Source organism: Micromonospora sp. DT46 (genome assembly GCF_049841735.1).
Taxonomy (GTDB): Bacteria; Actinomycetota; Actinomycetes; order Mycobacteriales; family Micromonosporaceae; genus Micromonospora; species Micromonospora reichwaldensis.
On the sequence record NZ_JBNCKW010000003.1, the window covers coordinates 586,512 to 606,253 of the forward strand.

Consider the following 19,742-nt stretch of genomic DNA (forward strand, 5'->3'; position numbering starts at 1 on the left):
GGCGCATCGCGAGGGTATGGCTGGCCGGGTCGGTGGCGGCGGTGGCGGGGCTCGTGGCGCCCGCGTACGCCGGCCCTGCCCACGCCGCCGAGGAGGCCCTCAAGCCGATCCCCAACCGGTTCATGGCGTGGAACACGAACGGTCAGAAACTCGGCACGCCGAAGTCGGTCGCGGATCAGATCAAGCGTTTCCGGCCGCAGGTGGCCGCGTTGCAGGAATCCTGCCTGAACGAGGTGCGCGAGGCCGTTCGGCAGCTCAACGAAGCGGGCTTCAAGTACGAGTACCGGACCGGAACGGCCGCGCAGAACATCGGATGTCCAGGTCGGCTCGGCACCGCGATCGTCTACGCCAAGGGCACCACGGTCAGGGCCCACAACAAGAAGGGCTACAGCGTGGACGAGGGGTGGTGGGAGGCGCGCGGCATGCAGTCGTTCACCACGAAGGTCGACGGCCAGTGGGTCCGGGTGTTCAACACGCAGCTCAGTGAGCCGACGAGGGAACGCGAAGAGATGAGGCAGAAGCAGGTCGGCGAGTTGGTGAGCGCCGCGCGGGCGTACCCTCGCGCACTCGTTCTTGGTGACCTCAACACCCGGCCGTACGTCACGAAGGTCATGGGCCCGATCTGGCAGGCCGGGTTCAGGGACGTCGACCCGTTCTGCGGACCAGCCGAGGACACCCGCTGCGTCAAGACCCTCCCGCACACCGGGCCCGGGTTTCCCACCGCTGCGGCGAAGTTCGACTACCTGCTCGGCCGAGGCGTGAACTTCCGTAGCTGCAGGCTGCACACGCCCACCACCGACCACCGGATCGTGATCGGCGATCTCACGATGGCCGAGGGTCCCCGGCCGATGTGCAACGTGACCTGACGGAGGCCGAGAGTCAGGGCGGGCGGGTCTCCCGTCCGCCCTGCCCCGTCGACCGGCCAGTCAGGCCGGCGGTGCTGCACGGCCGGACCGGTGAACCGTCGCCGTCCGAGGCGTCGCCCACCTCCCTGCCCCGGTATGGCGGACCCGCCGCGGGGGTACTGGAAGTCGTGACGCCGACGCTGGGGAGGGCACTGTGACGACGCGTGTGCAGGGCCGGTCGCGAAGCGCGCTGGCCGGCCTGCTGGTGGCCCTCGTCGCGGCGGCCGGGTGCGTGGTCGGCGGGGTGTCCGAGTCCGACGGACAGCCCGCTCCGGGGCGCCCCGGCGGCCCGGCCTCGCCCGGCGCCGAGCAGACCCGGGCCGACGGCACCACCAGCGTCGCGGAGTTCCGGCAGGACGTCGCCGACGCGCAGAGCATCGCCGAGCGGTACTGGGCCGCCCAGTTCCGTGCCTCGGGGCAGCGCTTCCGCCCGATCAGCCGGATCGTGCCGTACCAGCGCGCCGGGGAGGTCTCCTGCGGCGGGCAGCCGCTACCGCGCAACAACGCCGTCTACTGCTCGGCCGGCGACTTCATCGCCTACGACGTGAGATGGTCGGTGGGCGCGTTCCGACAGGTCGGCGACGCGTTCGTGTTCTACCTGCTCGGCCACGAGTACGCGCACGGCATCCAGGCCCGGCTCGGCATCCGCCACTCCTACACCATCCAGCAGGAGTTGCAGGCCGACTGCATGGCCGGGGCGTACCTCGGCGACTCGGTGCGCTCGAAGGCACTGCGGCTCGCCGACGGCGACCTGGAGGAGTTCCGCGAGGGGCTGCTGGCCGTCGGCGACGCACCCGACCAGCCCTGGTTCGCCGAGGGCTCGCACGGCACCGCCGAGCAGCGCACCGAGTCGTTCTTCCGCGGCTACGAACGGTCCCTGGCCGCCTGCGGCCTCACCTGAGCGGTCAGAACTCGCCCCACCACTGCCGCACCCACACCGAGGCCCCGCCGCCGTTGTCGCCGAGGTTCGGGTCGTTGAAGGAGAAGACCAGCCGCGACGGCGCACCGGCGTTGTAGTAGAGCATGCAGCCGCTGCCGGCGCCGACCGGGAACCACCGGCCCGAGCCGTAGAACAGCCCGGTGCTGAGCACCAGCATGGAACCGGAGGTCACCTTCGCGATCAGGGCGTACCGGGGAGCGTCCGGCGCGGGCCAGCCGCTGCCGGCCAGCGGCAGCTCGCCGGCGATCGACTTCTGGGTGCCCCAGTGGTCGATGCGGACCTTGCCCAGGGCGGACACCCGGAACACGTCCCGGTCGACCATGCCCACGGGGGAGGGCCACGTGGTGTGCACGTTGCCCGGGGCGAACCAGTCCCGCTCATCCTCGTGCTGGGGGGTCTCCAGGCCGTAGCACCGCTCCAGCGGCAGGCTCGCGGCGGCGGCCGGCCCGGCCGGCCAGATCGCGGCGGCGGCGGCCAGCAGGATCACGGTGCACCGGGAGACCAGGGATCGGACGCGCATGGCGACCTCCGGGCGAGGGACCGCCGTGGATGGCGGCCGGTTGTCCCGAGTCTCGCGCCCGCGCGCAACCCGTCGGCCAGGTCACCCCGCGGCACCTGGGCGCGCGCCGGCGGCGTGGCGGCTGAGAGGATCCCGGGGTACGCACCCGAGGGAGGACCCGCTGAACAGCCACCACCCCGCCGCCGTGCTCTTCGACATGGACGGCACCCTGGTCGACAGTGAGAAGCTGTGGGACGTCGCGCTGCACGAGTTGGCGGCGGAGTACGGCGGCACCCTCTCCGATCCGGCCCGCAAGGCGATGATCGGCTCCAGCATGGCCGCGTCGATGCGCCTCCTGCACGACGACCTGGGCCAGCCGGGGCGCGACCCGCAGGCCAGCGCGGCGTGGATCAACGCCCGGATCCTGGAGCTGTTCCGCACCGGGCTGCGCTGGCGCCCCGGCGCGCTGAACCTGCTGCGGGCCGTCCGGGCGGCGGGCATCCCGACGGCGCTGGTGACCTCCAGCGGCCGGCCCCTGGTGGAGGTGGCGCTGGACACCCTCGGGCGCGACAGCTTCGACGCGGTCGTCTGCGGCGACGAGGTCGAGGCGGCCAAGCCGCACCCGGAGCCGTACCTGACCGCCGCCCGGCTGCTCGGCGTGCCGATCGCCCGCTGCGTGGCGATCGAGGACTCACCCACGGGGGTGGCCAGCGCGCTCGCCGCCGGCGCGGCGGTGCTGGCCGTACCGGCGGAGGTGCCGATCGCGCCGCTGGACGGCGTACACCAGCTGGAGAGCCTGACCGGCGCGGACCTGGAGCTGCTGGCCGCCCTGCTCGGCGCGCCGCCGCCGGGCGCCTGACGGACGAGGGGCGCCGCCGCCCGGCGCCTGAGACGACGAGGGCCCCGCCGACCGGCGGGGCCCTCGTCGTGCGGTGGGATCAGTCGTGGGCGATGGCGCCGAGCACGTTGATCCGGGCGGCCCGGACCGCAGGCAGCGCCGCGGCGACCACCCCGACGATCGCGGCGAGGCCGAGGAAGATCCCCATCTGGGTCCAGGGCAGCACCAGGTCGGTGATGCCCTCGTCGCGCAGCGCCTCGACCACGGCCGCGCCCAGGCCGGCGCCGACGACGACGCCGAGCAGCGCGCCGAACACCGAGATCACCACCGCCTCCACGGTGATCATCCGCATGGTCTGCGCCCGGCGCAGGCCGATGGCCCGCAGCAGCCCCAGCTCCCGGGTGCGCTCCAGCACCGACAGCGCCAGGGTGTTGATGATGCCGAGCACGGCGATCACGATGGCCAGCGCCAGCAGGATCTGGATCATCATGAGCAGCCCGTCGAGCTGACCGGTCTGCTGCTCGATGAACGCCTCCCGGTCGGCCACCGACACCTCGGGGGAGTCGGCCAGCAGCGCCTCGATCTGCGGCTGCACGTCGGCCACCCGGGTGCCCGGCGCCAGCTGGATGAATCCCTGGATGGGCTGCGGGATGGCGAAGCCGCTCGCCGCCTCCGCCGGCAGCACCACCGGGTTGGTCAGCTGGGAACTGGCGTAGATGCCGGTCACGGTGTACGTCCGCGCCTCGCCCCGGGACGTCTGCACCGGCACCTTCGACCCCACGGAGAGGCCGCGCGCCGTCGCGGTGTCGGAGCTGACCAGTATCCCGTCCGGCGCCAACCGGTCGATGTCGCCGGCGGTCGGCTCGGCCCCGAAGATCAGCCGCAGCGCGGCGACGTCACTGCTCGCCGCCACCCAGGTGCGCTCGCCGCCGACCATCGCCAGGTCGCCGTACTCGCCGTCGGCCAGGCGCACCCCCGGGATCGCGGCGGCCTTCTCCAGCACCGCCGGGTCGAAGCTCGGCGGCCGGGGGCCGCTCTGCGCCCCGGCGATCACCAGCTCCGCCTTCAGGCTGTCCTGGGCGAGCCCGCCGATGCTGCTCTTCGCGGAGTCCAGGATCACCGTCACGCCGGTGACCAGCGCGATGCCGACCATCAGCGCGGCGGCGGTGATGGCGGTGCGGCGCGGGTTGCGCCCCGAGTTGAGCCGGCCCAGCTTCCCCGGCACCGACCAGGCGAAGAGCGCGCCGAGCAGGCTCACCACCGGCCGGCTGATCAGCGGCGTCAGCAGGGCCACGCCGATGAAGGCGAACAGCACCCCGCCGAGGATGGTGGCGAGGGTGTTGCCCCCGGCGTTTCCGGTGAGCCCCAGCGCCAGCAGCGCGCCACCCACGGCCGTGACGATCGCGCCGGCCACGGTGACCTTGGTCAGCGGGCGGTCGGGGGTGGCGACGTCCTGCATCGCCGCGATGGGCGGGATCCGCGACGCCCGCAGCGCCGGCAGCAGCGCCGCCACCACGGTGATCACGAGACCGACGGAGAACGCGCCGACCACCGCGGAGAGCGGCACGCCGATCCCCGCCAGGGTCAGCCCGCCGGCGAACGTGCTGAACAGGTACGCCAGCAGCGCGCCGATGCCGATGCCCGCGCCGAGGCCCAGCACCGAGGCGACCAGCCCCACCGCGATGGCCTCCAGCACCACCGAGCCGATGATCTGCCGGCCGCTGGCCCCCACGGCGCGCATCAGCGCCAGTTCGCGGGTGCGCTGCGCCACGATGATCGAGAAGGTGTTGAGGATCAGGAAGGTGCCCACCAGCAGCGCCACCGCGGCGAAGCCGAGCAGGATCCGGTTGAAGAAGGACAGCGCCTCCTTCATGCCGGCCGCCGCGTCCTCGGACAGTTGCGTACCGGTCTTGACCTCGAATTCGGCACCCACCGCGGCGGCCACAGCGTCGCGCAGCGCCTCGTCGGACACCCCGTCGGCGGCGGTGACCGAGAGGTTGCTGAAGGTGTCCGGCGCGCCGAGCATCAGCTTCTGCGCGACCGGCGTGGTGAACATGATCTCGTTGGCGCCACCGATGGAGTCCCGGCCGCCGCTGTAGCCGAACACGCCGACGATGGTGAACTCCTGCTTCGGCTGGAGGGTCAGCACGCCGACCCGGTCGCCGACCTTCACCTTGCCGGCCGTCGCGAGCGCCTTGTTGATGACGATCTCGTCGTCGGCCTGCGGGGCCCGCCCCTCGCGAAGCCGCACCAGGTCGCTCTCGCCGGTCCAGTTCTCGCCGAGCTGCGGCGGGCCGAACGAGGCGACCACCTTGCCGTTGCCACCGATCAGCCGCGCCCCGTCGACGCCGACCACGCCGGTGGCCTCGGCGACGCCGGGCACCGCCCGGACCTTGTCGAGGGTGGCCGCCGGCACCGGCGCCGCCACCGGCATGCCCTCCGTCTCGCCGATGTCGATCTTCGGCTTGGCGGCGACGTTGACGTCCACGCCCTCGTACGCGTCGGCGAAGATCGCGTCGAACGAGCGGCCGAGGGTGTCGGTGAGCACGAACGCGCCGGAGACGAACATGACGCCCAGCACCACGGCCAGGCCGGAGAGGATCAGCCGGACCTTGCGGGCCAGCAGGCTCTTCAGGGTCGCGCGGAACATCAGCGCGCCACCTCGGCGGGGGTGTCCAGCTTCTTCATGGTGTCCAGCACCGTGTCGGCGGTCGGCTCGATCAGCTCGGAGACGATCTGCCCGTCGGCGAGGAAGACCACCCGGTCGGCGTACGCGGCGGCGGTCGGGTCGTGGGTGACCATCACGATGGTCTGCCCGTGCTCGCGCACCGAGTTGCGCAGGAAGTTCAGCACCTCCGCGCCGGCCCGCGAGTCCAGGTTGCCGGTCGGCTCGTCGGCGAAGATCACCTCGGGCCGGGCGACCAGCGCCCGGGCGCACGCCACCCGCTGCTGCTGGCCGCCGGAGAGCTGCGCCGGTCGGTGGTCCAGCCGGTCCCGCAGCCCGACCGTGGCGATCACCGTGTCGTACCAGGCCGGATCCGGCTTGCGTCCGGCGATCGACAGGGGCAGCAGGATGTTCTCCTTCGCCGTCAACGTCGGCAGCAGGTTGAACTGCTGGAAGATGAAGCCGACCTTGTCGCGGCGCAGCTTCGTCAGGCCCGCGTCGCCCAGGCCGGTGACCTTCGTGTCGCCGATCGACACCGTGCCCCGGGTCACCGAGTCCAGGCCCGCGAGGCAGTGCATCAACGTCGACTTGCCCGAGCCCGACGGCCCCATGATCGCCGTGAACCGGCCCCGCTCGAACTCCGCGCTGACCCCCCGCAGCGCGATGACCTGCGCCTCGCCGCTGCCGTACACCTTCCACACGTCGTTCGCCCGGGCCGCGGCCTGCGCCTGCTGGCCTACCGTCGCGGTCACGTCATCTACCTCTTCCGTCTGTCTTCGGTCCGCGCCGCCCCCGCTGGTCCGGCACGGCAGTCCCATCATCTGTGCTCGCCAGCCCCGATCCCTCCGACTCCGGTCGGAGCCGTGGCGGATTTCGCGCTGCGGGTGCCCCCCAATGCCGACTCAGGGTTGCCCCTGAGTGGGCGGCCGGGCGAGGGCGTTCCGCCGGCCGGGACCGATCCTGCACAGTGACGCCGCGTCAGGGTCAACCGCGCGGCGACGTCTCCGGTCACGGTAGGTGACGGCGGCAACCGCGCCGCGTGCCGTGGCGAATCCCCGGGTACGCGGCCCGCGCCGGCCGGCGACGAGGCGCTACGCCCGCGGGCGGACCAGACCCGACTCGTACGCCAGCACCACGGCCTGCACCCGGTCGCGCAGCCCCAGCTTCGTCAGCACGTGCCCGACGTGGGTCTTGATGGTGGTCTCGCTGACCGACAACGCCCGGGCGATCTCGGCGTTGGACAGGCCCCGGGCCACGTGCACGAGCACCTCCCGCTCCCGCTCGGTCAGCGCGCTCAGCGTGCGGGGCGGCGCGGCTGCGGGGTCGGGCAGCGCGTCGGCGAAGCGGTCCAGCAGGCGCCGCAGGATGCGCGGCGCGACGACCGCGTCCCCGGCGGCCACCGTGCGGATCGCCGCCACCAGGTCGTCGGCCGGCACGTCCTTGGCCAGGAAGCCGCTCGCCCCGGCCCGCAGCGCCCCCACCACGTACTCGTCCAGGTCGAAGGTGGTCAGGATCAGCACCCGCACCGGCAGCCGGGCGTCGACGATCGCCCGGGTCGCGGCGACCCCGTCCATCCGCGGCATCCGGATGTCCATCAGCACCACGTCGGGCAGCAGCCGGCGGGACAGCTCCACCGCCTCCAGACCGTCGGCGGCCTCGGCGACGATGTCCAGGTCGTCCTCCGTGCCCAGCACCATCCGGAAGCCGGTACGCAGCAGCGGCTGGTCGTCGGCGAGCAGGATGCGTACCGGCCGTGCCGGCACCGTCGCGTCGGTCACCTGATTCCCCCGTCCCGATCCCCGGTCACGCCGCCGCGCCCCGGGGTTCCACCGGGATCCTCGCCGACACCCGGAAGCCCCCGCCCGGCCGCGCCCCGGTACGCAGGACACCACCGTAGAGGGCGACCCGCTCCCGCATCCCGACGAGGCCGTGCCCGATCCGGTCGCCGTCGGGCCCGGGGCCGCGCCCGGTGTCGGCGATCTCCACGTCGACCGTGTCCCCGTCGAAGCTCAGCAGCACCTGGGCGGTGGCCGCGCCGGCGTGCTTGAGCGCGTTGGTCAGCGCCTCCTGGGTGATCCGGTAGAGGGTCAACGCCACCCCCTCCTCCAGCGTCGCCGGGGTGCCCTCGACCCGCAGGGTCACCGGCAGGCCGGCGTCGCGCACCTGCTCCACCAGCGCCTCGATGCCGGCGAGCCCCGGCTGCGGAGCCAGCTCGGCGGCCGGCTCGGCGTCGGTACGCAGCACGTCGAGCAGCCGGCGCATCTCCCGCAGCGTCGCCCGGCTGGTCTCCTCGATGGTGGCGATCGCCCCGTCGGCCGCGTCCGGGTCCTTCGGCAGCACGCGACGGGCCCCCGTGGCCAGCACCCCCATCACGCTGACGTGGTGCGCGACCACGTCGTGCAGCTCGCGGGCGATGCGGCGGCGTTCGTCGGCGACCGCCCGCTCGGCCAGCGAACGCTGGTTCTCCTCGGCCGCCCGGGCCCGCTCCCGCAGCGCCTCCGTGGAGGCCCGACGGGCGTGCACCGCGCGTCCCACCGAGTACGCCACCGCCCCCACCAGCAGGTTGTTCAGCACCAGGTAGGCGGGACTGACGTTCGCCAGCAGCTCGTCGGGCGGCGGCGCGAGGGCGCTGGTGGTGGCGACCGGTATCCACAGCACCAGCGCCGCCACGACCGCCGTACGCGGTGGCCCGGCGGCGGCCGCCGTGTAGGTGAGCACCATGAAGGTCATGCCCTGCGTGGTCGGCGCGGGGCCGAGCAGCAGCGGCACCGCCAGCGTCGCCACCGCCAGCGCGACCGCCGCCCACGGTGCCACCCGCCGCCACGCCACCGGGGCGGCGCAGACCACGCTCCAGCCCAGCGCCGCCAGCAGGCGCCCCGGCCAGTACTCGCGGGGGGTCAACGCGGTGAGCACCACCTCCGCCACGACGAGCCCGCCGGCGAGGAGCACGTCCGCGGCGAGGGGGTGCTGGCGCAGCCACGCCCGGGGGCCCGAAGTCATACCGCGACGCTATCCGCCGTCGCGGCCGATTGATCGTCGCCGGCGGTGAGCCCGGCCTCATCCCTCAGGAGGAGAGCAGCTCGTCCCCGTCGGGGCGGCCGACGAGGGTGTCACCCGCCGCGTGAGCGCCAGACGACCGGCCGTGCGGCGGCTGGAACCCGCCGCCGAGCGGCGGAGGACCTCACCGGATGGTGGTGCGCCGGTCAGCCGGTCACTCGTCGGCGCCGGGAGGCGTCGGGCGGGACCGGGCGTCGCGCAGCGGATCCGGCGCCGCCTGCGTCGGGAACGGCGGCGGGGTGCCCCCGAAGGTCGGGCAGAGCGCCTGGTGGCTGCACCAGTCGCAGAGCCGGCTCGGGCGGGGACGGAAATCCTGCTGGGCGGTCGCCTGCTCGATCGCCCGCCACAACGCCACCACGGTGCGCTCGAAGCGCAGCAACTCGTCGGCGTCCGGGGCGTAGTCGCAGATCTCCGAGTCCTTGAGGTAGAGCAGCCGCAGCACCCGGGGGACCACGCCCCGGGTGCGCCAGAGCACCAGCGCGTAGAACTTGAGCTGGAACAACGCCCGGGCCTCGAACGCCTCGCGCGGCGCGCCGCCGGTCTTGTAGTCGACCACCCGCAGCGCCCCGTCGGGCGCCACGTCGAGCCGGTCGACGTAGCCCCGGATCAGCAGTTCCTCGTCGACCACCGCCGAGATCAGGCTCTCCCGCTCGGCCGGCTCCAGCCGGCGCGGGTCCTCCACCGCGAAGTAGCCCTCCAGCAGCCCGGCGGCGGAGCGGAGGAACTCGGTCGCCGCCGGGTCGCCGTCGGCGAACAGCGCCGCCAGCTCGGGCTGCTCGGTGACGAGCCGGTCCCACTGCGGGGCCACCAGGTCGCCGGCGGCCGTCGGGGTGCGCCCGGCGGCCGGCAGGTCGAACAGCCGCTCCAGCACCGCGTGCACGAGTGTGCCCCGGGCCTGCTCGACGGTCGGCCGCTCGGGCAGCCGGTCGATGCTGCGGAACCGGTAGAGCAACGGGCAGGTCTTGAAATCCGCCGCCCGTGACGGCGACAGCGAGGCCCGCACCGTCGCCGGGACATCGGCCGGGGTCGGGGAATGCTGCGTGGTCACCGGTTCCGCCGTCATGCCCGGAAGGTTAGGGCACCGGTGTGACACCACCGCCGTCGCCGCACCGGTGCATGATCGCGTCGCCGGACGGTGCACCAGCGCGTCGCCGCGCCGGCGCCCGGTCCCGTCACCACACCGGCGCATGATCTCCGCCGCGTAGCATCGATCCGATGGAGCAGACGAGGCGACCGCGCCGCCGGCCCGACGCGCGGGGCGGCCTGACCGTGGGCCGGGTGTTCGGGGTGCCGCTGCACCTCAACGGCTCGATGGTGCTGCTCACCCTGCTGGTGACCGTGCTGTACGCCGAGTTCGCCCGCCGCCAGCTCGAGCTGTCCCAGCTCGCCGGCTACCTGATCGGCTTCGGCTTCGTGGTCTCCCTGCTCGGCTCGGTGCTCCTGCACGAGCTCGGCCACGCCCTCACCGCCCGCCGCTACGGCATCGGTGTGCGCGGGATCACCCTGGAGCTGCTCGGCGGCTACACCGAGATGGACCGCGACGCCCCGACGCCCCGGATCGACCTGCTGGTGTCGCTCGCCGGCCCGGCCGTCTCCGCCGTGCTCGGCGTGCTCGCGGTCGCCGCCACCCTCGCCCTGCCCGACCGCACCCTGGCCAACCAGCTCGCCTTCCAACTGGCCGTCAGCAACGTCATCGTCGCGCTGTTCAACATGTTGCCCGGCCTGCCGCTCGACGGCGGCCGGGCGCTGCGGGCGGCGGTCTGGGCGGTGACCCGCGACCGGCACCGCGGCACCGAGGTCGCCGGCTGGGTGGGACGCGTCGTCGCCGTCGGCACCGCCGCGCTGGTCGCCCTGCTCACCCTCACCCGCGACCTGGCGCCGCTGGCGCTGCCGCTGATGCTGCTCGTCGCGTTCACCCTGTGGCGCGGCGCCGGGCAGTCGATCCGGATGGCCCGGATCAGTCGCCGCTTCCCGCTGATCGACCTGGCCCGGCTGGCCCGGCCCGTGCTCGCCGTGCCCACCGGCACGCCGTTGGCCGAGGCGCACCGCCGGCGCGCCGACGGGAGCACCCCGGGCGCCGCCCTCGTGGTCACCGACACCGCCGGCCGGCCGGTCGCCCTGGTCGACCCGGCGGCGGCGGACGCCGTGCCCGTGGAACGCCGCCCCTGGCTGGCCGTCGACGCGGTCGCCCGATCCCTGCCCGACCTGCCCGCGATGCCGGTGGGACTCGACGGGGAAGGCGTGATGGAGACCGTGCAGACCCACCCGGGCGCGCAGTACGTGGTGACCTCAGGCGAAGATGTCGTGGGCATTCTGCACATCGCGGATCTGGCTCAGCTCCTCGAACCTCAACGGAAGATGAACACGTGACCGCAACTCCCCCCGCCGCCCCGGCAGACCCGGGTACCCCGGTGCCCGCCGACACCCCGGCGCTGCCCCCCGTGCACCGCGGCCCGTTCCGGATCGGCGACCGGGTGCAGCTGACCGACCCCAAGGGGCGGATGCACACGGTCACCCTGGAGCCGGGCAAGGCGTTCCACACCCACCGCGGCATCCTGGAGCACGACGCGCTGATCGGCCTGCCCGACGGCAGCGTGGTCACCACCACCGGCGGCGGCACCGCGTTCCTGGCCCTGCGACCGCTGCTGTCGGACTACGTGCTCTCCATGCCGCGCGGCGCCCAGGTGATCTACCCGAAGGACTCCGCCCAGATCGTCGCCATGGGCGACATCTTCCCCGGCGCCAAGGTCCTGGAGGCCGGCGCCGGCTCCGGCGCGCTGTCCTGCTCCCTGCTGCGTGCGGTCGGCACGGGGGGCGAGCTGCACTCGTTCGAGGTGCGCGACGACTTCGCCCAGATCGCCCGGCGCAACGTCGAGGCGTTCTTCAACGGGCCGCACCCGGCGTGGCACCTGCACGTCGGCGACGTCGCCGGGTGCGCCGAGACCGGCTTCGACCGGATCATCCTCGACATGCTCACCCCGTGGGAGACCCTCGACATGGTCGAGCGGGCGCTGGTGCCCGGTGGCGTGTTCATCGGCTACGTCGCCACCACCCCGCAGCTGTCCGAGCTGGTCGAGGCGCTGCGTGAGCGCGGCGGCTGGACCGAGCCGCGGGCCTGGGAGTCGCTGGTGCGCGACTGGCACGCCGAGGGTCTGGCCGTGCGCCCGGACCACCGCATGATCGCGCACACCGCGTTCCTCGTCTCCGCGCGTAAGCTCGCCCCCGGCGTCACCGCACCGCCGCGGCGCCGCAAGCCCAGCAAGGGCGCCGAGGCGTACGCCGAACGCCGCCAGGCGCTGCGCGAGGCCGAGGCCGCCAGGCAGGCGGCGGCTGCCTCGGCGCAGCAGGCGGCCGAGGACACGGAACGGCCGTGACGGTGCAGCGGGGCGACGAGGAGTGAACGGACGGATCCCGCCCGTCGGCGCTTGCCGGCGGGCCGGGCACGGGGAGGTGTCATGAGCCGGCCCGGCTTCGGCGGGGGCGACCTGCCGGCGGTGTTCCCGGACTGGTCGCCCTACCAGGACCTCGAATCGGCGGCCCGGGCGTACCTGCGGGACCCCGACGTCGCGCTCGAGGCGCTCGGTGGGGTGCTGCGCGGCGCTTCGGTGCTCGGCTTCACCCTGGAACGCTTCGTCAACGAGGTCAACGGGGTGTGGCAGGAGGTCGTGGTCTGCGACGGCAGCCGCCTCGTCCTCTGGCACGGCGAGGACGTGCCGCCGGAGGAGGGGCCACCGGGCTCGATGACCTCGTCGTTGCGGGTGGTGCCGGTCTCCACGGTGACCGAGGTCGGCTGCCGGCGCCGGCTCACCCGCGCCGAGGACGGCGGGATCCGGGTGGACAGCATCGACGTCTACCTGCTGCTCACCTCGCTGGACGAGGCGCCGCCCAGCGACGAGGCGGTGGGCGCGCCCCGGCACGACGCGCTGCGCTTCGGCAAGACCCTCGACGACGGCGGCGCCGGACAGATCGCCCGCCTGGAGGAGTTCGCCCGCCTGGTCGCCTCGGTGGTCGGCCGACCGATGCTCTGAGGCGTACGCCCGGGTGGTCCGCGCAGGCGGGGTTCCCGGACGTCTCGATCCTCCCCCGCGCTCGCGCGGGAGGGCCGGGCCGTCAGTCCTCCTCGGCCTCCGGGCCGGCCACCTCGACGCCGTCGCTGCCGCGCACCACGTGGATGCACTCGCCCGGGCACTCCTTCGCCGAGTCGATCACCTCGAGGCGCAGGTGCTCCGGCACGTCGACCCGGCTGCCCGGCGCCATCCGCAGCTCGCCGTCGGGGCCCTTGACGTACGCCAGCCCGTCGACGTCGAACTCGAAGACCTCGGGCGCGTACTGCACGCAGAGCCCGTCGCCCGTGCAGAGATCCTGGTCAACCCAGACCTGCAACTCGTCCGTCACGACCTGCGCCACGGCGCACCCCCCATGTTCTCCCGTCCCACGCCTCGACGGTACCCGAACGCCCGTACCGGCCCCCCGGGCCACCCTTCGCGATCAAGGTTCGGTGACGAGCGCGTTGCGTGGGACCGAATCGGCCTCATAGCGGCTAGTGTTAGGGCAGAACGTTCAAGCCCCCCGGGGAGGTGGGACGTGGCACGCAGCGACGACGCGGACTCGCGCGCCGCACGGTGGGAGAAGGAGGCCCACGATCTCTCCACGCAGGTCGCGTTCCTTCAAGAGGAACTCGCTCTGGTGCGGCGCAAGTTGACCGAAAGCCCCCGACACGTCCGGCAGCTCGAAGAGCGGCTGGCGGCCACCCAGGCACAGTTGGCGCGGCTGACCGAGAACAACGACCGGCTCGTGAGCACCCTCAAGGAGGCTCGCGCGCAGATCGTGACGCTCAAGGAGGAGATCGACCGCCTCGCGCAACCGCCGAGTGGTTACGGCGTCTTCCTTGCACGGCACGACGACGGCACGGTGGACGTCTTCACCGGCGGACGCAAGCTCCGTGTCGCCGTCTCGCCCTCGCTGGACGTCGCCGAGCTGCGGCGCGGCCAGGAGGTCCTGCTCAACGACGCGCTCAACATCGTCGACGCGTTCGGTTTCGAGCGGGTCGGCGAGGTGGCGATGCTCAAGGAGATCCTCGCGGGTCCCGACGGCAGCCCGGGCGACCGGGCCCTGGTGGTCTCGCACTCCGACGAGGAGCGCATCGTGCACCTCGCCGACACCCTGATCGGTTCGCCGATCCGGGCCGGCGACTCGCTCATGATCGAGCCCCGCTCGGCGTACGCGTACGAGCGGATCCCGAAGAGCGAGGTCGAGGAACTGGTCCTGGAGGAGGTGCCCGACGTCGACTACACCGACATCGGTGGCCTTCACTCGCAGATCGAGCAGATCCGCGACGCGGTGGAACTGCCCTTCCTGCACGCCGACCTGTTCCGCGAGCACCAGCTCCGCCCGCCGAAGGGCATCCTGCTCTACGGTCCGCCCGGCTGCGGCAAGACGCTGATCGCCAAGGCGGTGGCCAACTCGCTCGCGAAGAAGATCGCCGAGCGGGAGGGCAAGGAGAAGCACACCAGCTTCTTCCTCAACATCAAGGGCCCGGAGCTGCTCAACAAGTACGTCGGCGAGACCGAGCGGCACATCCGGCTGATCTTCCAGCGGGCCCGCGAGAAGGCCGGCGAGGGCACACCGGTCATCGTGTTCTTCGACGAGATGGACTCGATCTTCCGGACCCGGGGCTCCGGTGTCTCCTCCGACGTGGAGAACACCATCGTCCCGCAGCTGCTCAGCGAGATCGACGGCGTGGAGGGGCTGGAGAACGTCATCGTCATCGGCGCCTCCAACCGGGAAGACATGATCGATCCGGCGATTCTGCGACCCGGCCGACTCGACGTAAAGATCAAGATCGAGCGGCCGGACGCCGAGGCGGCCAAGGACATCTTCACCAAGTACATCCTCGCCGGGCTGCCGCTGCACCCGGACGACCTGGCCGAGCACGGCGGCGACCCCCAGGCCACCGTCGCGGCGATGATCGACGCGGTCGTGCTGCGGATGTACTCGGAGACCGAGGAGAACCGCTTCCTCGAGGTCACCTACGCCAACGGCGACAAGGAAGTCCTCTACTTCAAGGACTTCAACTCCGGCGCGATGATCCAGAACATCGTCGACCGGGGCAAGAAGATGGCCATCAAGGAGTTCCTCACCTCCGGACGCAAGGGCCTGCGCCTGCAGCACCTCCTCGACGCCTGCGTCGACGAGTTCCGGGAGAACGAGGACCTGCCCAACACCACCAACCCCGACGACTGGGCCCGGATCTCCGGCAAGAAGGGCGAGCGGATCGTCTACATCCGCACGCTCGTCTCCGGCGGCAAGGGCGCGGAGGCCGGCCGGTCCATCGAGACCGCCAGCAACACCGGCCAGTACCTCTGACGGACACCCGCACGGGGCCCGTGGCGCGACGCGCCACGGGCCCCGTCCCGTCCGTGCCCGCCTCTCCGCCCCCGCCGCCCCGGTCCGCCGCGCCCCCATCCGCCGCGCGGCCGACTACGCTCGACGTGACGGGGGACCGGGTCGGGCGAGCGAAGCGGGTAGGTCGATGAGCGTAAGACGGATCATGGGCACCGAGGTCGAGTACGGCATCTCCGTTCCCGGCCAGGCCGGGGCCAACCCCATGGTCACCTCCTCCCAGGTGGTCAACGCCTACGGGGCGCGCCCGGAACTCAACCGGGGCGGCCGCGCCCGCTGGGACTACGAGGAGGAGTCGCCGCTGCGGGACGCGCGCGGCTTCACCTACTCCGGTGCCGCGTACGACCCGGCCGAGGCGCTCGCCGACGAGGACCTCGGGCTGGCCAACGTGATACTCACCAACGGCGCGCGGCTCTACGTCGACCACGCCCACCCGGAGTACTCCACACCAGAGGTGACCAACCCGCTGGACGTGGTGCGCTGGGACAAGGCGGGGGAGCGGGTGATGGCCGAGGCGGCCCGGCGCGCCGCCACGATTCCCGGCACCCAGCCGATCCACCTCTACAAGAACAACACCGACAACAAGGGCGCCAGCTACGGCTCGCACGAGAACTACCTGATGCGCCGGCAGACGCCGTTCGCCGACATCGTCGCGTACCTGACGCCGTTCTTCGTGACCCGGCAGATCGTCTGCGGCGCCGGCCGGGTCGGCATCGGCCAGGACGGCGGGCAGAGCGGCTTCCAGATCTCCCAGCGTGCGGACTTCTTCGAGGTCGAGGTCGGCCTGGAGACCACCCTCAAGCGGCCGATCATCAACACCCGCGACGAGCCGCACGCCGACGCCGACAAGTACCGCCGGCTGCACGTCATCATCGGCGACGCGAACCTGTCGGAGATCTCCACCTACCTGAAGGTCGGCACCACGGCGCTGATCCTCACGATGATCGAGGAGAAGGCGCTCGGCCCCGACCTCGGCATCGCCGACCCGGTCAGCGAGCTGCGCGCGGTCAGCCACGACCCGTCCCTGACGCACCGGATGCGGCTGCGCGACGGGCGGCGGCTGACCGCCCTGGACCTCCAGTGGGCCTACTACGAGCGGGTCCGGTCCTTCGTGGACGACCGCTACGGCACCGACGCCGACGAGCAGACCCTCGACGTGCTCGCCCGCTGGGAGCGCGTGCTGGACAGGCTGGGCCGCGACGTCATGCTCTGCGCCGACGAGCTGGACTGGGTGGCCAAGCTGCGGCTGCTGGAGGGCTACCGGGAGCGCGAGCAGCTCGGCTGGGGCTCGCACAAGCTGCAACTGGTCGACCTCCAGTACTCCGACGTCCGCCCGGAGAAGGGCCTCTACCACCGGCTGGTCTCCCGGGGCGCGATGAAGACGCTGCTCGACGACGAGCAGACGCGTACGGCGATGACCGAACCGCCGGAGGACACCCGGGCCTACTTCCGCGGCCGCTGCCTGGCCCAGTACGCCTCCGAGGTCGTCGCGGCCAGCTGGGACTCGGTCATCTTCGACGTCGGCCGGGAGTCGCTGGTGCGGGTGCCGATGATGGAGCCGGAGCGCGGCACCCGCAAGCACGTGGGGGCGCTCTTCGACCGCTGTGCGAGCGCCAAGGATCTGCTGGAGACCCTCACCGGCGGCTGACCGGGTCGACGATTGCCCGTCGGGTGCCGAACGCGGCGCGCGGCGGGCTTTTCGTCGCCTCCGCGAGGTAAGTTGATCGCAGGGCGATCGTGGAGGAGGCAGCAATGGCCACTCGTGACAGCGGCGGGCAGTCGCAGTCGGGCAAGTCGCGTCAGGGCGAGGAGATCGAGGACGTCACCACCGAGGCGAACCCGGAAGTGGCGGAGCGGCACGCCGAGATCACCGAGGACGTCGACGACCTGCTCGACGAGATCGACTCGGTCCTCGAGGAGAACGCCGAAGAATTCGTGCGCGGCTATGTCCAAAAAGGGGGTGAATAGGGTCTAACCGGCATTTCGGACATGCCTCGACAGTGGGATGACCGGAACGGCGAGCGTCTCTGCCGCGACTGCGGCGTGTGGAAGCCCTTAGCGGACTTCTGCGCCAACAGCAGGAGACCAGACGGTCGTGGCAGCTACTGCAAACCTTGCTTCAACGCGCGTTCGAAGGCCAGCTACGCGAAGCGCGTCCGGGAACGGGATGGGCGTGAGGTGCGTCAGCTACCGGCGGTGCCGGAAGGGTACCGCTGGTGTCCGGCGTGCGATGCGGTCAAGGTGCTGGCGGACTTTCCCCGTAACCGATCCGGGCGGGACGGCCACGGCCGATACTGCAAGCCCTGCCACAACGAGAAGGGCAGGGAGTCGCGGACGCGGCTCCACGGCGGCAGTCGCGAGTACCACCTGCGGCGGCGCTACGGCATCGGCGAGAAGGAGTTCCAGGAGCTCCTGGCCGAGCAAGGCGGGGTGTGCGCGATCTGTGGCACACCGGATCCCCAACATCTCGACCACGATCATCGCACCGGGTGGGTGCGCGGGATATTGTGCTTCAACTGCAACGGTGGCCTTGGCCAGTTCCGTGACGATCGGTCGCGGCTGGCCGGGGCGATCACATATCTGAGAGGAACCACGTGGCAGCGGGTTTTGATCCATCCGGGCGTCTACCAGATGTGTTCACCAACGCGGGGACGTCCTCCTTCACCTCGTTCCTGAGCAAGGTGGCCCCCGAGATGCTGCCCGGCCGCCGGCCGCTGCCGCCGGGTATGGCCGCCGACATGGCGCCGCACGCGACCACCATCGTGGCTATCTCGGCCGCCGGCGGTGTCGTGATGGCCGGCGACCGGCGGGCCACCATGGGCAACCTGATCGCCCAGCGCGACATCGAGAAGGTCCACCCGGCCGACGCGTACTCCCTGGTCGGCATCGCCGGCACGGCGGGGATCGGCATCGAGCTGATGCGACTGTTCCAGGTGGAGCTGGAGCACTACGAGAAGATCGAGGGCGCGATGCTCTCGCTCGACGGCAAGGCCAACCGGCTCGCCTCCATGATCCGTGGCAACCTGGGCGCCGCGATGCAGGGTCTCGCGGTGATCCCGCTCTTCGCCGGCTACGACCTGGCCGCGAAGGACCCGGCGCGGGCCGGCCGCATCTTCAGCTTCGACGTCACCGGCGGCCCCTACGAGGAGACCGGCTACGACGCGATCGGCTCCGGCTCGCTCTTCGCCCGGTCGGCGCTGAAGAAGCGCTTCCAGCCGGGGCTCTCCATCGACGAGGCGGTCCGGCTCGCGGTCGAGGCGCTCTACGACGCGGCCGACGACGACACCGCGACCGGCGGCCCGGACCTGATCCGGCGGATCTACCCGGTGGTGATGACGGCGACGGCGGAGGGCACCCACCGGCTCACCGACGAGGAGATGTCGGCGATCGCCGAGAGCGTGGTCTCCGGCCGGATGGAGAACCCGGGCGGTTGATCCGCTCCCGCCCGTACCAGTCAGCAGCCGTCAGCACAGCGCCCTAAGGAGAACCGCCGCCGTGGCCATGCAGTTCTACGCCTCGCCCGAGCAGATCATGCGCGACCGCTCCGAGCTGGCCCGCAAGGGCATCGCCCGGGGCCGCAGCGCGGTGGTCCTGAGCTACGAGGGCGGGGTGCTCTTCGTCGCCGAGAACCTCTCCAGCGCCCTGCACAAGGTCAGTGAGATCTACGACCGGATCGGCTTCGCCGCCGTCGGCCGCTACAACGAGTTCGAGAACCTGCGCCGCGCCGGCGTGCGGATGGCCGACCTGAACGGCCTCAGCTACGACCGGCGTGACGTCACCGGCCGGGCCCTGGCGAATGCCTTCGCGCAGACCCTGGGTGCCATCTTCACCGAGCAGTCGAAGCCGTTCGAGGTGGAGATCTGCGTGGCCGAGGTCGGCACCACCGCCGAGGACGACGAGCTCTACCGGCTTACCTACGACGGATCCGTCAACGACGAGCCGGGCCGGATGGCGATGGGCGGGCAGGCCGAGGCGATCACCGGCGTGCTGAAGTCCCACCACCGTCCGGACATGTCGCTGGGCGAGGCGGTGAAGGTCGCGATGCAGGCGCTGAGCAGCGTCGGGGGAGAGGGCGGCGCCGCCCGGACCATCGCCGCCAACCAGTTGGAGGTGGCGGTCCTGGACCGTCGCCGGGTGGGGCGGACGTTCCGCCGGATCACCGGGGCCGCGTTGACCGCGCTGCTCGACGGCGACAAGGCCGAGGAGCCGGTGTCGGCCCGCCCGGAGACGCCGACCTCGCCGACCGAGGAGGCGAAGAAGCCCACCACGTCGGCCGGCTCGGCGGACCTGGAGGGCCGGGACACCCCCGAGGCGTAGCAGGGCACGTCCCGGGTGGCCGGGGGGGGGGGGGGGGGCCCCGCCCCCCCCCCCCCCCCGGGGGGGGGGGGGGGGGGGGCCCCCGCCCCGGGGGGGCCCCCCCCCCGCCCCCCCCCCCC

The 19,742-nt window shown here is 72.6% G+C and carries 18 protein-coding genes and 1 pseudogene; 12 read left to right on the forward strand and 7 right to left on the reverse strand.

What is annotated here, in order from left to right:
- Window positions 1–41 precede the first annotated feature (41 nt).
- Together ACLQ20_RS10490 and ACLQ20_RS10495 are read left to right on the forward strand one after the other, a co-directional pair.
- Window positions 42–866, forward strand: coding sequence for an endonuclease/exonuclease/phosphatase family protein (locus ACLQ20_RS10490; protein ID WP_425855192.1), 825 nt, complete (start codon window positions 42–44; stop codon window positions 864–866).
- A gap of 148 nt (window positions 867–1,014) precedes the next feature.
- A pseudogene (locus ACLQ20_RS10495) lies at window positions 1,015–1,806 on the forward strand (neutral zinc metallopeptidase); the annotation flags it as partial.
- Window positions 1,807–1,810: 4 nt separating this feature from the next.
- Here the strand turns inward: ACLQ20_RS10495 and ACLQ20_RS10500 are convergent.
- Complete coding sequence (locus ACLQ20_RS10500) at window positions 1,811–2,365, reverse strand: hypothetical protein (RefSeq protein ID WP_151454175.1); 555 nt, start codon at window positions 2,363–2,365, stop codon at window positions 1,811–1,813.
- A gap of 184 nt (window positions 2,366–2,549) precedes the next feature.
- Here ACLQ20_RS10500 and ACLQ20_RS10505 point away from each other — a divergent pair, with 184 nt between their 5' ends.
- Window positions 2,550–3,203 carry an HAD family hydrolase gene (locus ACLQ20_RS10505; protein WP_151454176.1) on the forward strand — a complete coding sequence of 218 codons (654 nt, stop codon included), beginning with the start codon at window positions 2,550–2,552 and terminating at the stop codon, window positions 3,201–3,203.
- A 79-nt stretch (window positions 3,204–3,282) separates the two neighbouring features.
- Here ACLQ20_RS10505 and ACLQ20_RS10510 read toward each other — a convergent pair whose 3' ends face one another.
- The 5 genes from ACLQ20_RS10510 to ACLQ20_RS10530 all read right to left on the reverse strand — a co-directional run bounded on the left by ACLQ20_RS10510 (window position 3,283) and on the right by ACLQ20_RS10530 (window position 9,967).
- Window positions 3,283–5,832 (reverse strand): ABC transporter permease, encoded by a 2,550-nt coding sequence (locus ACLQ20_RS10510; RefSeq protein WP_425855194.1) that lies wholly within the window; start codon window positions 5,830–5,832, stop codon window positions 3,283–3,285.
- The gene (locus tag ACLQ20_RS10515; RefSeq protein WP_151454178.1) at window positions 5,832–6,599 is read right to left on the reverse strand and encodes an ABC transporter ATP-binding protein; all 768 of its coding nucleotides are present in this window, start codon (window positions 6,597–6,599) and stop codon (window positions 5,832–5,834) included. The genes ACLQ20_RS10510 and ACLQ20_RS10515 overlap by 1 nt, the downstream gene beginning before the upstream one ends.
- Before the next feature lie 339 nt (window positions 6,600–6,938).
- Entirely contained in the window at window positions 6,939–7,625 is a 687-nt protein-coding gene (locus ACLQ20_RS10520; protein WP_132237447.1) for a response regulator, read from the reverse strand.
- Window positions 7,626–7,650: 25 nt separating this feature from the next.
- Complete coding sequence (locus tag ACLQ20_RS10525) at window positions 7,651–8,847, reverse strand: sensor histidine kinase (RefSeq protein WP_151454179.1); 1,197 nt, start codon at window positions 8,845–8,847, stop codon at window positions 7,651–7,653.
- A gap of 211 nt (window positions 8,848–9,058) precedes the next feature.
- Complete coding sequence (locus ACLQ20_RS10530; protein WP_151454180.1) at window positions 9,059–9,967, reverse strand: RecB family exonuclease; 909 nt, start codon at window positions 9,965–9,967, stop codon at window positions 9,059–9,061.
- Between the two features lie 248 nt (window positions 9,968–10,215).
- Between ACLQ20_RS10530 and ACLQ20_RS10535 the strand changes: the two genes are divergently transcribed.
- From ACLQ20_RS10535 to ACLQ20_RS10545, 3 genes are all read left to right on the forward strand, one after another.
- Entirely contained in the window at window positions 10,216–11,274 is a 1,059-nt protein-coding gene (locus ACLQ20_RS10535) for a site-2 protease family protein (protein WP_370518934.1), read from the forward strand.
- Window positions 11,271–12,278 carry a tRNA (adenine-N1)-methyltransferase gene (locus tag ACLQ20_RS10540; protein WP_425855197.1) on the forward strand — a complete coding sequence of 336 codons (1,008 nt, stop codon included), beginning with the start codon at window positions 11,271–11,273 and terminating at the stop codon, window positions 12,276–12,278. The genes ACLQ20_RS10535 and ACLQ20_RS10540 overlap by 4 nt, the downstream gene beginning before the upstream one ends.
- An 81-nt stretch (window positions 12,279–12,359) precedes the next feature.
- Complete coding sequence (locus ACLQ20_RS10545) at window positions 12,360–12,932, forward strand: hypothetical protein (protein ID WP_151457626.1); 573 nt, start codon at window positions 12,360–12,362, stop codon at window positions 12,930–12,932.
- Window positions 12,933–13,014: 82 nt separating this feature from the next.
- On the opposite strand, the gene ACLQ20_RS10550 is transcribed toward ACLQ20_RS10545, so the two are convergent.
- Window positions 13,015–13,311, reverse strand: a complete 297-nt coding sequence (locus ACLQ20_RS10550; RefSeq protein WP_132237457.1) for a ferredoxin — start codon at window positions 13,309–13,311, stop codon at window positions 13,015–13,017.
- Window positions 13,312–13,488: 177 nt separating this feature from the next.
- On the opposite strand from ACLQ20_RS10550, the gene arc reads away from it, so the two are divergent.
- From arc to prcA, 6 genes are all read left to right on the forward strand, one after another.
- The gene (gene arc / locus ACLQ20_RS10555) at window positions 13,489–15,270 is read left to right on the forward strand and encodes a proteasome ATPase (RefSeq protein ID WP_151457627.1); all 1,782 of its coding nucleotides are present in this window, start codon (window positions 13,489–13,491) and stop codon (window positions 15,268–15,270) included.
- 166 nt (window positions 15,271–15,436) lie between these two features.
- The gene (dop, locus tag ACLQ20_RS10560; protein WP_151455852.1) at window positions 15,437–16,954 is read left to right on the forward strand and encodes a depupylase/deamidase Dop; all 1,518 of its coding nucleotides are present in this window, start codon (window positions 15,437–15,439) and stop codon (window positions 16,952–16,954) included.
- A gap of 104 nt (window positions 16,955–17,058) precedes the next feature.
- The gene (locus tag ACLQ20_RS10565; RefSeq protein ID WP_088993750.1) at window positions 17,059–17,274 is read left to right on the forward strand and encodes a ubiquitin-like protein Pup; all 216 of its coding nucleotides are present in this window, start codon (window positions 17,059–17,061) and stop codon (window positions 17,272–17,274) included.
- Window positions 17,275–17,295: 21 nt separating this feature from the next.
- Entirely contained in the window at window positions 17,296–17,982 is a 687-nt protein-coding gene (locus ACLQ20_RS10570) for an endonuclease VII domain-containing protein (protein ID WP_425855200.1), read from the forward strand.
- Window positions 17,901–18,740: a proteasome subunit beta gene (gene prcB / locus ACLQ20_RS10575; protein WP_192581475.1), complete on the forward strand. Its 840-nt coding sequence runs from the start codon at window positions 17,901–17,903 to the stop codon at window positions 18,738–18,740. The genes ACLQ20_RS10570 and prcB overlap by 82 nt, the downstream gene beginning before the upstream one ends.
- A gap of 61 nt (window positions 18,741–18,801) precedes the next feature.
- A complete protein-coding gene (gene prcA, locus ACLQ20_RS10580; RefSeq protein ID WP_121398240.1) occupies window positions 18,802–19,623 on the forward strand; it encodes a proteasome subunit alpha in 822 nt (273 codons plus the stop codon).
- Window positions 19,624–19,742 lie beyond the last annotated feature (119 nt).